We start from the raw sequence: 13,230 nt of genomic DNA on the forward strand, positions 1-13,230 counted from the left end.
GATCCTCACGAAGTTTTTGGGAAGGGTGTTTGTGAAATGGCTGATATTCGTAATTACACTATGAATTTTGGGCCGCAACATCCCGCAGCGCATGGGGTTTTGCGCTTGGTGATGGAGCTGGATGGTGAGGTTATTCGGCGTGCTGATCCGCATATCGGATTACTTCATAGGGCGACGGAGAAGCTCGCGGAGAATAAGACCTATATACAATCTGTGCCCTATATGGATCGGCTGGATTATGTGTCCATGATGGTCAATGAGCATGCGTATGTAATGGCGATTGAAAAGCTATTGCAGATAGATGTGCCCATAAGAGCGCAATATATTCGTGTTATGTTTGATGAAATAACGCGTATTCTCAATCACTTGCTATGGTTAGGCGCCCATGCACTGGATGTTGGGGCAATGACTGTTTTTCTATACACCTTTCGAGAAAGAGAAGATTTGATGGACTGCTATGAGGCAGTATCAGGCGCTCGGTTACATGCTGCCTATTATCGGCCAGGAGGAGTTTATCGGGATCTGCCGGATAGTATGCCGCAGTATCGATCATCAGCAATACACGATGAGAAGACAACGACAGCGCGTAATGAGAATCGGCAGGGCTCTTTGTTGGATTTTATTGAGGATTTTACTCATCGATTTCCAGGTTACGTGGATGATTACGAGACATTGCTGACAGACAATAGAATCTGGAAGCAACGCTTAGTTGATATTGGCGTGGTTTCACCTGATCGCGCTAAAGCTTTGGGATTTAGTGGGCCGATGTTGCGTGGATCTGGAGTGGCGTGGGACTTACGCAAAAAGCAACCTTATGAAGTTTATGACCAGGTAGATTTTGATATACCGGTTGGTGTCAATGGTGATTGCTATGATCGTTATTTGGTACGCATTGAAGAAATGCGTCAATCTAATTACATAATTAAGCAGTGTATTGATTGGATGAGAAAAAATCCCGGTCCTGTTATTACCAGTAACTTCAAAGTTGCACCACCTCCACGGCTGTCCATGAAACAAAATATGGAAGAAATGATTCATCATTTCAAATTATTTACAGAAGGTATGCATGTTCCGAGAGGGGAGGTCTACGCTGCTGTGGAGCATCCAAAAGGTGAGTTCGGTATTTATATTATTTCGGATGGCGCTAATATGCCTTATCGACTAAAAATACGTGCACCCGGGTTCGCACATTTAGCTGCAATGGATGAGATGGCTCGAGGGCATATGATTGCTGATCTTGTGGCAATTATTGGTACCCAGGATATAGTGTTTGGTGAAATAGATAGATGAGTTCGCTGATGTTAAGCATGGAAGCTCTAAAAAAGATTGATCGGGAAATTGCCAAATATCCCACGGATAAAAAGCAGTCGGCTGTCATGTCTGCGCTGGCCATTGCTCAAGATGAAAAAGGCTGGTTGGCAACTGAAACAATGGATTTTATTGCAAACTATTTAGAGATGCCTGCAATTGCCGTCTATGAAGTTGCTACTTTCTACAATATGTATAACCTGAAGCCGATTGGAAAATACAAATTGACTGTTTGTACCAATTTGCCTTGTGCGTTATCAGGTAGTAATCAGACTGTAGATTATCTTAAGAAGAAACTTGGCATAGGGTTCAATGAAACAACTGTGGATGGATTGTTTACCCTCAAGGAAGGCGAGTGTATGGGAGCTTGTGGAGATGCGCCAGTACTTCTGGTTAATAACAAGCGTATGTGCAGCTTTATGACTGAGGATCAAATAGACAAATTGCTTGAGGAATTAAAGAGATGACTCAACCTACTCAAGTCATCATGGCGGGTGTCGATTCTGCAGATTTAAATAATTGGCGGTTAAAAAGTTATTTAAAACGTGACGGATATGTTGCGTTAAAAAAAATTCTTTCGCAAAAAATTCCTCCGGAAGTTGTGATTGAGGAAGTGAAGAAATCTGCACTACGTGGGCGTGGTGGTGCTGGTTTTCCTACTGGCTTGAAGTGGAGTTTTATGCCAAAACAGTATACAGGTGAGAAATATCTTGTCTGTAACTCTGATGAAGGAGAGCCGGGCACTTTCAAGGATCGCGATATCATGCGTTACAATCCACATGTCCTTATTGAAGGTATGTTGATTGCTGCCTATGCGATGGGTATCCGCACCGGATATAACTATGTGCACGGCGAAATCTGGGATGTTTACGAACGAATGGAGGAGGCTGTCGAGGAAGCCAATGCGGCAGGATTTCTCGGGGAGAATATTCTGGGTTCTGGGTTCGTTTTTCAGCTCTACAATCATCATGGATATGGCGCCTATATATGTGGAGAAGAAACCGCGCTATTAGAATCGATAGAAGGTAAAAAGGGACAGCCACGCTTTAAACCTCCGTTTCCGGCTAATTTTGGCTTATACGGCAAGCCAACTACGATCAACAATACAGAAACGTTTGCTTCAGTTCCTTGGATTATGCGTAACGGGGGCGAAAGTTACTTGCAGCTGGGAAAACCGAATAATGGAGGTACCAAGATATTTTCGGTTTCCGGTCATGTAAATAAACCGGGTAACTATGAAGTGCCTATGGGCACTCCGTTTTCAAAGTTGCTGGAACTTGCCGGCGGAATGCGCGGGGGGCGGAAATTGAAAGGATGTATCCCCGGTGGTTCATCCATGCCAGTTTTACCTGGCAGCATCATGATGGAAACAGACATGGATTATGATTCAATAGCAAAAGCAGGTTCCATGTTGGGTTCGGGGGCGGTCATTATTATGGACGATACGACTTGCATGGTGCGTGCACTAGAACGCCTTTCCTATTTCTATTATGAGGAATCTTGTGGCCAATGTACTCCATGCCGAGAAGGAACAGGGTGGCTTTACAGGATCATCAATCGGATTGAGCATGGTAAAGGAAGGATTGAAGATCTGGATGTACTCAACAATCTTGCAGATAATATCCAGGGAAGAACTATCTGCGCGTTAGGTGATGCTGCTGCGATGCCAGTACGAGCTATGTTGCATCACTTCTGGGATGAATTTGTTTTTCATATTGAGCATAAAAAGTGCATGGTCTAGGTGAACCATGGTTTTAGTGCTGTATTTATCCAACTCCCGATAATCTTGGGAATTATTGCTGATGATTAATATTGAAATTGATGGCAAGCAAGTAGCCGTTGTACAAGGTAGTACCGTAATGGATGCTGCCAAGCAGGTTGGGATATACATCCCACATTTTTGTTATCACAAAAAACTGTCAATAGCTGCCAATTGTCGGATGTGCTTGGTTGAGGTCGAGAAAGCACCTAAACCTTTGCCTGCTTGTGCGACACCAGTTGCTGAAGGTATGAAAGTTTCAACGCACTCTCAGCAAGCTGTCACGGCACAAAAAGGGGTAATGGAGTTTCTGCTTATTAATCATCCGCTAGACTGCCCCATCTGTGATCAAGGAGGTGAATGTCAGTTACAGGATTTGGCTGTTGGATATGGTTCAAGTGGTTCGCGTTATCAGGAGGCCAAGCGAGCAGTAACCAACAAAAATCTTGGTCCACTCATATCAACAGATATGACTCGTTGTATCCATTGCACGCGATGTGTTCGTTTTGGGCAGGAAATAGCCGGGATCATGGAACTTGGGATGGCCGGCCGTGGAGAACACTCTGAGATTTTGACGTTTGTTGGTAAAACTGTTGATTCAGAGCTATCGGGCAATGTAATTGATTTGTGTCCGGTGGGAGCTCTAGTCAGTAAGCCTTTTCGTTACTCGGCAAGAACTTGGGAGTTATCACGCAGGAAATCAATCAGTCCACATTGCGGATTGGGAAGTAATCTGGTTGTACAAGTGAAGAATAATCGGGTTATGCGGGTGTTGCCACGTGAAAATGAAGCGATCAACGAATGTTGGCTCTCGGATAAGGATCGTTTTTCTTATGAGGGATTGAATTCTGAAGATCGTTTGACTGTCCCGATGATCAAAAAATCGGGAGAATGGCAAGCTTGTGGCTGGCAAGAAGCATTGGCTTTTACTGCGGAAGGTATCAAAAATGTAATTAATAAGTATGGTGCGCAGGGTGTCGGTGCCTTGGGGTCTGCTCATAGCACGCTGGAAGAGCTCTATTTATTGCAAAAATTGATGCGGAGATTGGGTAGCCATAATATTGATCATCGGGTACGCCAATCTGATTTCCGTGTAGATACCATGTCGCAGGGAGTTCCATGGCTGGGGATGCAAATTGCTGAGGTTTCACAACTGAAATCAATATTGGTTATTGGCAGTACATTACGCAAAGATCATCCGCTGCTTGCTCAGCGGATGCGTCAAGCAGTAAAACAAGGTGCGCAGCTGAGTGTCATTAATCCAATTGGAGATGATCTGTTTACCAAGCTCGCTTATCAAACTATTGTTGCACCATCAGCAATGTTGAATGCGGTATTACAGGTTCTTAAAGCAGTTGCAGAAATTAAAAATATGCCCATATCTGAGCAGATTGCATCTGCAGTAAATCAGGTTAATGTTTCAGAAAGCGCACGAGGAATGGCAAGTAGTCTTATAGAGCATTCTCCAGCTGCTATTTTTTTGGGTAATCTCGCTCAACATCATCCCCATTATGCTGATTTATTCAGTGCAGTACAGGCAATTTCAGAGATGACGGGAGCAAGATTTGGTGTTTTGGGAGAGGCTGCAAATAGTGTGGGTGCCTATTCTGTCGGAGTTGTACCGTGGGATGTCGGAGCGGAATCTGCTAATAAAACTGAATCAAGGAAATCTGGTCTGAACGCGGGGCAGATGTTAGGACTGGGTGCGTCAGAGGAAGAATCTGTCTGTAGCGCCTATATACTATTGAATCTTGAGCCGGAGTTAGATAGTTATGATACGCGCCGAGCATCGCAGGTAATAAATCGTGCCGAGTTTGTGGTTTCCTTGAGTAGTTATAAAGGTAATGTTCCCGATTATGCGGATGTTATTCTGCCTGTCTCTCCTTTTACGGAGACATCTGGTACTTTTGTTAACTCCGAAGGAAGAATACAGAGTTTTCAAGGTGTGGTATCTCCTCTTGGCGAAACGCGTCCTGCTTGGAAAGTATTGCGTGTACTAGGAAATTTGCTGCAACTGGAGGGATTTGATTACGACTCATCAGAACAGGTTCGTGCAGAAATCATTTCTGATAAAGAGGAATTTGTGCAAAATTTGAATAATTCACTGGATGTACTTTCTATCAAAGATTTCAGTCAGAAAGGTAGTGAGATAGAAAGGATTGGTGAGGTACCAATTTATCAGGCTGATCCAATCGTAAGGCGTGCAGTATCTTTGCAAAAGACACATGATGCTGCTCCACCTACTGCATTTGCTTCTTCTGCCCTACTCAATAAAGCTGGAATTCTGGCGGGTGAAACAGTCAGAATAGATCAACAAAATGAGGAAATTCAGTTGGTGATTTCTGTGGATGATAATTTGCCTGATGATTGTATTCGTTTGGCATGCGCTCACCCGCAAATATCCAGACTGGGAACGATGTTTGGTGAAATCAAACTGGAAAAATTATAAGAACCTGGATTTGGAATCTGATCAATGGATAGTTTTCAACCATTATTTGAACAATTATTTGGCAGCGAGTGGGGTGTTTCCCTCTTTCTATTGGCAAAGAATCTGCTGTTGATTCTGGCAATCATTATTCCATTATTGCTGGCAGTCGCATATCTTACTTTTGCAGAGAGAAAGATTATTGCATTCATGCAAGTCAGAGTAGGGCCAAACCGGGTAACATTTTTTGGTATTCCTTGGTTGGGTGGATGGGGGCAGCCTATTGCCGATGCGGTTAAGGCTATCATGAAGGAAATCATTATTCCGACCGGTGCCAATAAATTTCTATTTCTCCTTGCGCCAATACTTGCTATAACGCCTGCATTAGCGGCATGGGCTGTCGTTCCCTTCTCACCAGAACTAGTATTGGCTGATATCAATGCTGCACTGCTATATATTCTGGCTATGACATCTCTGGGTGTTTATGGTGTCATTATTGCTGGATGGGCATCTAATTCAAAATATGCTTTCTTGGGTGCCATGCGTTCTGCTGCACAGGTTATTTCATATGAATTAGCTATGGGATTTGCCTTGGTTTGTGTGTTGATGATGTCCTCTAGTCTCAACTTGGGAGATATCGTAGCGGGGCAACAGGGAGGGAGTTTTCTTAATTGGTACATGATTCCATTATTTCCGATGTTTCTAGTTTATTTTATCTCTGGAGTAGCCGAAACTAATCGATTACCTTTTGATGTGGCTGAAGGAGAATCGGAAATCGTGGCTGGTTTCCATGTGGATTATTCGGGAATGGCTTTTACCATATTTTTTCTTGCCGAGTATGCAAACATGATTCTGGTTGCAACCTTAGCCAGTATCATGTTCCTTGGAGGGTGGTTGCCCCCGGTAGATATCATTCCCTTCAATCTGATCCCGGGTGTAGTTTGGTTGTTGTTAAAGATAGCCATCATGTTGTTTTTCTTTCTTTGGTTCCGTGCTACTTTTCCTCGTTATCGCTATGATCAAATTATGCGGTTGGGGTGGAAGGTATTTATTCCAATTACGTTAATCTGGATTGTTTTATTGGGCGCAGTAATGCAATTGCCTGAAGCTGCATTGCAAAGCTTTCCATTGAATCTTTGGTTCTAGTCAAGAGGAATTTCAAAATGGAACGCATTAAACGGTTTTTAAAATCCTTTTTGCTATTTGAGTTGTTAAAGGGAATGAAAGTAACTGGACGCTATTTGTTTGCGCCTAAGGTTACTGTACATTATCCGGAAGAGAAGACGCCGCAATCACCTCGTTTTAGAGGGTTACATGCTTTGCGTCGTTATCCTAATGGTGAGGAGCGCTGTATAGCGTGTAAGTTATGTGAAGCAGTTTGTCCGGCGTTGGCGATCACTATTGAGTCAGAACAACGTGATGATGGTACACGGCGTACCACACGTTACGATATTGATCTGATTAAGTGTATTTTTTGTGGTTTTTGTGAAGAAGCTTGTCCAGTAGATGCAATTGTCGAGACACGTGTGCTTGAGTATCACGGCGAAGTTCGTGGCGATCTGACTTATACCAAAGAAATGCTGCTGGCTGTGGGTGACCGTTATGAAGAGCAGATAGCCAAAGACAGAGCAGCAGATGCTCCTTATCGTTAAACATTTAGATATAAATTTATGATTTTCCAGGATTTTGTTTTTTACAGTCTGGCTAGTGTGGTGATAATTTCTGCACTAGGAGTAATTACATTACGTAACCCCGTTTACTCGGTGCTGCTATTGGTACTTGCTTTTGTGACATCTTCCGGATTATGGATTTTACTCGAAGCGGAATTTTTAGCGATAGCTCTAGTAGTGGTATATGTAGGCGCCGTCATGGTGCTGTTTCTGTTTGTGGTTATGATGCTAGATATTAATTTAGATCAGATGCGGGAAGGATTCTGGAAGTGGTTTCCATTTGGTGCAATATTGGCTTTTATTATGACCGTTGAGATGAGTATGGTACTGATGAGCAAACAATTTAGTTCTGAAATCATACAAACTCCGGAATATAAATCAGTTGATTACAGTAATACTAAAGAATTGGGTCGATTGATTTACACTGAATATGTGTATGTTTTCGAATTAGCTGCAGTCATTTTGTTAGTGGCAATGGTTGCTGCTATAGCTATAACCTTGCGCCATCGCACCGATAAAAAATCTTCTAATGCCTCCAGGCAGATAGCTGTTAGCCGTAACGAGCGGTTAAAAGTAATATCTATGCCTGCAGAAAAAAAAGAATGATTTTTCCCCAGGGATTTCAACTATCTCAAATATTTTCATTTGAAGGGTAATCATCTTGGTATCACTATCACATTATCTTGTGCTGGGCGCTGTTCTGTTTGCCATTGGGGTTGTAGGTATTTTTCTCAACCGTAAAAATGTCATTATTTTGTTAATGTCCATTGAGCTGATGCTACTGGCAGTTAATATAAATTTTGTCGCTTTCTCATATTATTTACAGGATATAGCTGGGCAGATTTTTGTATTTTTTATTCTGACTGTGGCTGCAGCCGAGGCTGCTATTGGTTTAGCGATTTTGGTCGCTTTATTCAGAAACATACGTACTATCAACGTAGATGATTTGGATAGACTTAAGGGTTGAACGGCAGGCAGTTTTATATCCAGTCAGTTTGTTAAACAGTATTGTTAATTGATACCTTAGATGGAAAATCTTTATTTACTAGTACCAGCGGCACCCTTGTTAGGAGCAATCGTTGCCGGGCTGTTTGGGCGACAGATTGGTCTGATAGGGAGTCATCGTGCGACGATTGCGTTAGTGGCACTGTCATTTATTGCATCTGTTGTAATTTTTATCGATGTATTACAAGGAAATCTTTATAACGGTAGTGTCTATACCTGGATGACATCAGGCGAGACTGTAATTGAGATAGGATTTTTGATTGATACGTTGTCAGCCACGATGATGATGGTGGTAACAGGTGTATCGTTAATGGTGCATATTTATACTATCGGCTATATGCAGGGAGATCCAGGGTATCAGCGATTTTTTAGCTATATATCGCTATTTACGTTTTCGATGCTGATGCTGGTGATGTCAAACAATTTCCTGCAATTGTTTTTTGGCTGGGAAGCAGTCGGACTGGTCTCTTATTTGTTAATCGGTTTTTGGTACACTCGCCCGACGGCAATTTATGCCAATCTCAAAGCATTTCTGGTTAATCGGATCGCTGATATAGGCTTCCTGCTGGGTATCGCTTTAATACTGGCAAATGTCGGCACTTTGGATTACGAGCTTGTATTTACCCATGCGGAATACCTTGCATCCCGTACTATTGAAATCATGCCTGGTGAATCCTGGATGTTGATGACAGTAATATGTTTGCTGCTTTTCATAGGTGCGATGGGTAAATCTGCTCAATTTCCCCTGCATGTCTGGTTGCCGGATTCAATGGAGGGGCCAACACCAATTTCGGCTCTGATTCATGCTGCAACCATGGTAACAGCTGGTATCTTCATGGTAGCTCGCATGTCTCCTCTGTTTGAGTTATCTGTTACAGTGCACTCGGTTATTTTTGTGATTGGTGGAATTACCACCTTGTTTATGGCGCTGGTAGCGGTAGTACAGAATGATATCAAGCGAGTCGTCGCGTATTCAACGCTATCCCAGCTCGGATACATGACGGTAGCGCTGGGCGCATCTGCTTATTCAGCGGCTATCTTTCATCTTATGACGCATGCCTTTTTCAAGGCATTACTGTTTCTGGGTGCAGGGTCCGTCATTATCGCCATGCATCACGAGCAGGATATGCGCAAGATGGGTGGACTTAAACGATATATGCCGATTACATTTGGCACCATGTTTGTTGCTGCATTGGCCAGTGCAGGAGTGCCAGGTTTTTCAGGTTTTTTCTCTAAGGATGCGATTATTGAAGGAGTTCTCCTCTCGGAAATTCCTGGGGCAGGATTCGCCTATTTCTGTGCGTTAAGTACAGTATTCGTTACTGCGCTGTATACCTTCCGGCTAATATTCATGACTTTCTATGGCGAACCAGGTATGGATAGCCATACACGTGATCATCTGCGTGAATCCCCTTGGGTAGTGACGGTACCACTAGTTTTATTGGCAATTCCTACTGTGGCGGCTGGCTGGCTGATTGATCCAATGCTTTTTGGAGGTTTCTTCACTGAGGCTATTTATATAGATGCGCAGCATGATGTCATGGCCAAGATGGGCGAGAGCTATACAGGAATATTCGGCATGATGATACATGCTTTGACTGCCCCTCCGTTCTGGCTGGCGATGTCAGGAATTTTTACTGCCTGGTTTTTGTATCGTTATCAAACTGCATTACCCGGTAAAATTAAAAAACTGGCTAATCCGGTTTATGTTCTGCTTGATCGAAAATATTTTATTGATGAGCTGTACAGCTGGTTATTTGCGGGTGGTTTACGTACGCTAAGTACCGTGCTGTGGAAATATGTAGATATGAAAGTCATAGATGGTTTGATGGTTAATGGCACGGCAAGAGCGATGGGTTGGTTTGCGATGGTGGGACGTCGCTTTCAGTCCGGGTATATCTACCATTATGCATTTAGTATGATTGTGGGTGTATTTGTTCTGATGAGTATATGGCTGTTTCCTTTTTAGGCTTCAGGGAATTGAAAACGGACTGAACTTCTTTCTGTTCTCTGGGATAACTAATACGCATTGAAATGCGATTTAAGACGAAAAAAACATGTTATTTGGATTTCCGCTGTTAAGTCTAATTATCTGGCTACCAATTATTTCTGGTTTAATCGTATTTTTGATGAGTGACCGAAATACTCAAGCGGTACGCTGGGTTGCTCTGGCTGGATCTGTGGCCGGTTTCCTCGTAACACTTCCGCTTTATAGTGGATTTGATACATCCATGGGTTCGATGCAGTTTATCGAGCGGAATGTATGGTTTGAACGCCTCAATGTCTATTATTATTTGGGGGTTGATGGCATATCAATGCCATTAATTTTATTGAACAGTTTTACGACCCCGCTGGTCGTGATTGCCGGATGGGAGGTGATTCGTGAAAAGGTTTCCCAATATATGGGAGCTTTTTTGATCATGTCCGGTGTTCTCAATGGGGTGTTCGCGTCACTGGATGCCATATTGTTCTATTCTTTCTGGGAAGCATCACTGGTTCCAATGTTTATCATTATTGGAGTCTGGGGAGGGCCTAACCGGATTTATGCAGCTCTAAAGTTTTTTCTTTATACATTTCTGGGATCTCTATTGATGCTGGTGGCGCTGATTTATTTATATCAGGCTTCTGGTGGTAGCTTCTCAATTCTCGATTATCATCATCTTCCTATACCGATGGCCGCACAAATCCTTATTTTTATAGGATTTATGGTCGCCTTCGCGGTTAAGGTGCCGATGTGGCCAGTGCATACTTGGTTGCCGGATGCGCACGTTGAAGCACCTACAGGTGGTTCGGTAGTACTGGCAGCTATCCTGCTTAAACTGGGTGGATACGGTTTTCTCAGATTTTCTTTACCAATTACGCCAGATGCGAGTCATGAGTTGTCATGGATATTGATCGCTTTATCGCTGATTGCCATTGTATATATTGGCATCGTTGCGTTAATGCAGCGTGATATGAAGAAGCTGATTGCCTATTCTTCAGTTTCTCATATGGGATTTGTTACGTTGGGCTTTTTCCTGTTCAATCCTATTGGAATAGAAGGAGCCATGGTGCAGATGATTTCGCATGGATTCATTTCTGGCGCTTTGTTTCTATGTGTTGGTGTTTTATATGATCGCTTGCATACTAGGATGATCGCAGATTATGGTGGGGTAGTTAATAAAATGCCAGTTTTTGCTGCTCTTTTTATGTTGTTTGCAATGGCTAATTCCGGGCTTCCAGGCACCAGTGGTTTCGTAGGTGAATTTATGGTGATTATGGGTTCCATGGAAGTGAATTTCTGGTATGCATTTTTTGCTGCGCTGACATTGATTTTGGGGGCGTCTTACAGTCTGTGGCTATATAAAAAAGTTGTGTTTGGTGCCGTGGCAAATCCCAATGTCGAAGGAATGAAAGATATTTCCGCACGTGAATTTTTGGTTTTGGCTATCCTGGCGGTTGCAGTTCTAGCTCTGGGTATTTATCCGCTGCCACTTACCGAAGTTATGCATGTTACGGTTGATAATCTGCTGGAGCATGTTGCACGTACCAAGCTTTAAGATATTTAGCTAAATTTTTGGATAATAAAAATACTTTCCTGATCGGAAATTAAGGATTTTTCATGGATTTTTTGTTACCTGACTTCACACCAGCTTACCCTGAAATTTTCCTGCTGTTCATGATTTGCGTGATCATGCTTGCTGACTTGTTTGTAGGAGAAAAAAACCGGCTTCTGTCATTTTATTTGTCATTATTGACACTGGCCGGATGTTCATTCATTACGTATGACATATATAGCACAGAAGTTCGTTATACTTTCTCAGGCATGTTTGTCGGTGACGCAATGTCAGATACGCTAAAACTGATGATTTATCCTACTGTTGCGGCTGTGTTGATCTATTCCCGCGCATACATCAGTCTCCGGGGTCTATTGAAAGGGGAGTTCTTCAGTCTCGCATTGTTCGCCACACTGGGTATGATGGTTATGGTTTCTGCAAGCCACCTTATTACCCTTTATCTGGGAATTGAACTGTTATCTCTGTCGCTTTATGCCATGGTAGCGTTGCAACGTGAATCGGCTGTTGCTACCGAAGCAGCCATCAAATTTTTTGTTCTGGGCGCACTGGCTTCCGGGTTTTTGCTTTATGGCATGTCAATGCTATATGGCGCAACTGGAACATTGCATATTTCGGAATTGACGAAGAGCATCCAACAAGGTACGGCAGATCATGACATCTTTATCATCGGTCTGGTTTTCGTTGTTGCCGGTATCAGCTTTAAACTCAGCGCAGTACCATTTCATATGTGGGCTCCAGATGTTTATGAGGGAGCGCCTACTGCAGTAACATTATTTATCGGGTCAGCACCTAAGCTGGCGGCTTTTGGTTTTGTTATGAGATTGCTGGTGGAGGGCCTGGGAGAGCTGGCTACTGATTGGCAGGGAATGCTGGTCTTGCTGTCAGTGGCCTCGATGGCGGTTGGTAATTTTGTAGCGATAGCTCAGCTAAATATTAAGCGGATGCTGGCTTATTCAACAATTTCGCATATAGGATTTGTTTTGCTCGGTTTTATTGCGATAGGAGAAAACGGCTACAGCTCAGCCATGTTCTATGTGATTGCTTACGTATTAATGACGCTGGGTGCATTTGGAATTATTATGTTACTCTCCCGGGAAGGATTTGAGGCGGACAAAATCAGTGATTTTAAAGGTCTTAATCAACGTAGCCCGTGGCTCGCATTTATGATGTTGTTAATAATGTTTTCTATGGCGGGAGTTCCCCCCATGATTGGATTCTATGCAAAACTAGCTGTTTTCCAGGCCGTCCTGGAGGCAGGGTATGTATGGTTAGTGGTTGTTGCAGTTATACTGGCGCTAATTGGTGCCTTTTATTATTTACGCATCGTCAAGTTTATATATTTTGATGCGCCGGAAGATACCCGACCGATTTTATTCAAGCCGGATGTCAGGATACTTATCAGTACAAACGGATTGGCTATAGTACTTCTGGGCATGTTCCCGCAGGCACTTATGGGTTTGAGCTTGTCTGCCATTCAAAACTCCATGTAAAAATTATGGCAGGTGG

The 13,230-nt window shown here is 43.0% G+C and carries 11 protein-coding genes; all 11 read left to right on the plus strand.

Going from position 1 to position 13,230, the window contains the following annotated elements:
• Positions 1-36 precede the first annotated feature (36 nt).
• The 11 genes from ABF86_RS00260 to nuoN all read left to right on the plus strand — a co-directional run bounded on the left by ABF86_RS00260 (position 37) and on the right by nuoN (position 13,214).
• Positions 37-1,290, plus strand: a complete 1,254-nt coding sequence (locus ABF86_RS00260; RefSeq protein WP_011634009.1) for an NADH-quinone oxidoreductase subunit D — start codon at positions 37-39, stop codon at positions 1,288-1,290.
• Positions 1,291-1,298: 8 nt separating this feature from the next.
• Positions 1,299-1,775: an NADH-quinone oxidoreductase subunit NuoE gene (nuoE, locus tag ABF86_RS00265; protein ID WP_074685023.1), complete on the plus strand. Its 477-nt coding sequence runs from the start codon at positions 1,299-1,301 to the stop codon at positions 1,773-1,775.
• On the plus strand, positions 1,772-3,049 hold the full coding sequence (nuoF, locus tag ABF86_RS00270) for an NADH-quinone oxidoreductase subunit NuoF (protein ID WP_074685010.1): 1,278 nt from the start codon (positions 1,772-1,774) through the stop codon (positions 3,047-3,049). Before nuoE ends, nuoF begins: the two co-directional genes overlap by 4 nt.
• Before the next feature lie 61 nt (positions 3,050-3,110).
• Positions 3,111-5,516, plus strand: coding sequence for an NADH-quinone oxidoreductase subunit NuoG (gene nuoG, locus ABF86_RS00275; RefSeq protein WP_074685009.1), 2,406 nt, complete (start codon positions 3,111-3,113; stop codon positions 5,514-5,516).
• Between the two features lie 24 nt (positions 5,517-5,540).
• Positions 5,541-6,638 carry an NADH-quinone oxidoreductase subunit NuoH gene (gene nuoH, locus ABF86_RS00280; protein WP_011634013.1) on the plus strand — a complete coding sequence of 366 codons (1,098 nt, stop codon included), beginning with the start codon at positions 5,541-5,543 and terminating at the stop codon, positions 6,636-6,638.
• A 17-nt stretch (positions 6,639-6,655) separates the two neighbouring features.
• Positions 6,656-7,144, plus strand: a complete 489-nt coding sequence (gene nuoI, locus ABF86_RS00285) for an NADH-quinone oxidoreductase subunit NuoI (protein WP_011634014.1) — start codon at positions 6,656-6,658, stop codon at positions 7,142-7,144.
• A gap of 18 nt (positions 7,145-7,162) precedes the next feature.
• Positions 7,163-7,768, plus strand: a complete 606-nt coding sequence (locus ABF86_RS00290; protein WP_074685008.1) for an NADH-quinone oxidoreductase subunit J — start codon at positions 7,163-7,165, stop codon at positions 7,766-7,768.
• 55 nt (positions 7,769-7,823) lie between these two features.
• On the plus strand, positions 7,824-8,129 hold the full coding sequence (gene nuoK, locus ABF86_RS00295) for an NADH-quinone oxidoreductase subunit NuoK (protein ID WP_011634016.1): 306 nt from the start codon (positions 7,824-7,826) through the stop codon (positions 8,127-8,129).
• A 60-nt stretch (positions 8,130-8,189) separates the two neighbouring features.
• Positions 8,190-10,136, plus strand: coding sequence for an NADH-quinone oxidoreductase subunit L (gene nuoL / locus ABF86_RS00300; protein ID WP_074455959.1), 1,947 nt, complete (start codon positions 8,190-8,192; stop codon positions 10,134-10,136).
• An 88-nt stretch (positions 10,137-10,224) separates the two neighbouring features.
• Entirely contained in the window at positions 10,225-11,706 is a 1,482-nt protein-coding gene (locus ABF86_RS00305; protein WP_074455960.1) for an NADH-quinone oxidoreductase subunit M, read from the plus strand.
• A gap of 62 nt (positions 11,707-11,768) precedes the next feature.
• Positions 11,769-13,214: an NADH-quinone oxidoreductase subunit NuoN gene (nuoN, locus tag ABF86_RS00310; protein ID WP_074455961.1), complete on the plus strand. Its 1,446-nt coding sequence runs from the start codon at positions 11,769-11,771 to the stop codon at positions 13,212-13,214.
• The last annotated feature ends 16 nt before the right edge of the window (positions 13,215-13,230 follow it).

It is taken from the genome of Nitrosomonas sp. GH22 (assembly GCF_009833115.1).
GTDB lineage: Bacteria > Pseudomonadota > Gammaproteobacteria > Burkholderiales > Nitrosomonadaceae > Nitrosomonas > Nitrosomonas eutropha.

Coding starts and splice junctions, on each gene's coding strand:
- ABF86_RS00260 (WP_011634009.1), top strand. CDS start 37: ATGGCTGATATTCGTAATTACACTATGAATTTTGGGCCGCAACATCCC.
- nuoE (WP_074685023.1), top strand. CDS start 1,299: ATGTTAAGCATGGAAGCTCTAAAAAAGATTGATCGGGAAATTGCCAAA.
- nuoF (WP_074685010.1), top strand. CDS start 1,772: ATGACTCAACCTACTCAAGTCATCATGGCGGGTGTCGATTCTGCAGAT.
- nuoG (WP_074685009.1), top strand. CDS start 3,111: ATGATTAATATTGAAATTGATGGCAAGCAAGTAGCCGTTGTACAAGGT.
- nuoH (WP_011634013.1), top strand. CDS start 5,541: ATGGATAGTTTTCAACCATTATTTGAACAATTATTTGGCAGCGAGTGG.
- nuoI (WP_011634014.1), top strand. CDS start 6,656: ATGGAACGCATTAAACGGTTTTTAAAATCCTTTTTGCTATTTGAGTTG.
- ABF86_RS00290 (WP_074685008.1), top strand. CDS start 7,163: ATGATTTTCCAGGATTTTGTTTTTTACAGTCTGGCTAGTGTGGTGATA.
- nuoL (WP_074455959.1), top strand. CDS start 8,190: ATGGAAAATCTTTATTTACTAGTACCAGCGGCACCCTTGTTAGGAGCA.
- ABF86_RS00305 (WP_074455960.1), top strand. CDS start 10,225: ATGTTATTTGGATTTCCGCTGTTAAGTCTAATTATCTGGCTACCAATT.
- nuoN (WP_074455961.1), top strand. CDS start 11,769: ATGGATTTTTTGTTACCTGACTTCACACCAGCTTACCCTGAAATTTTC.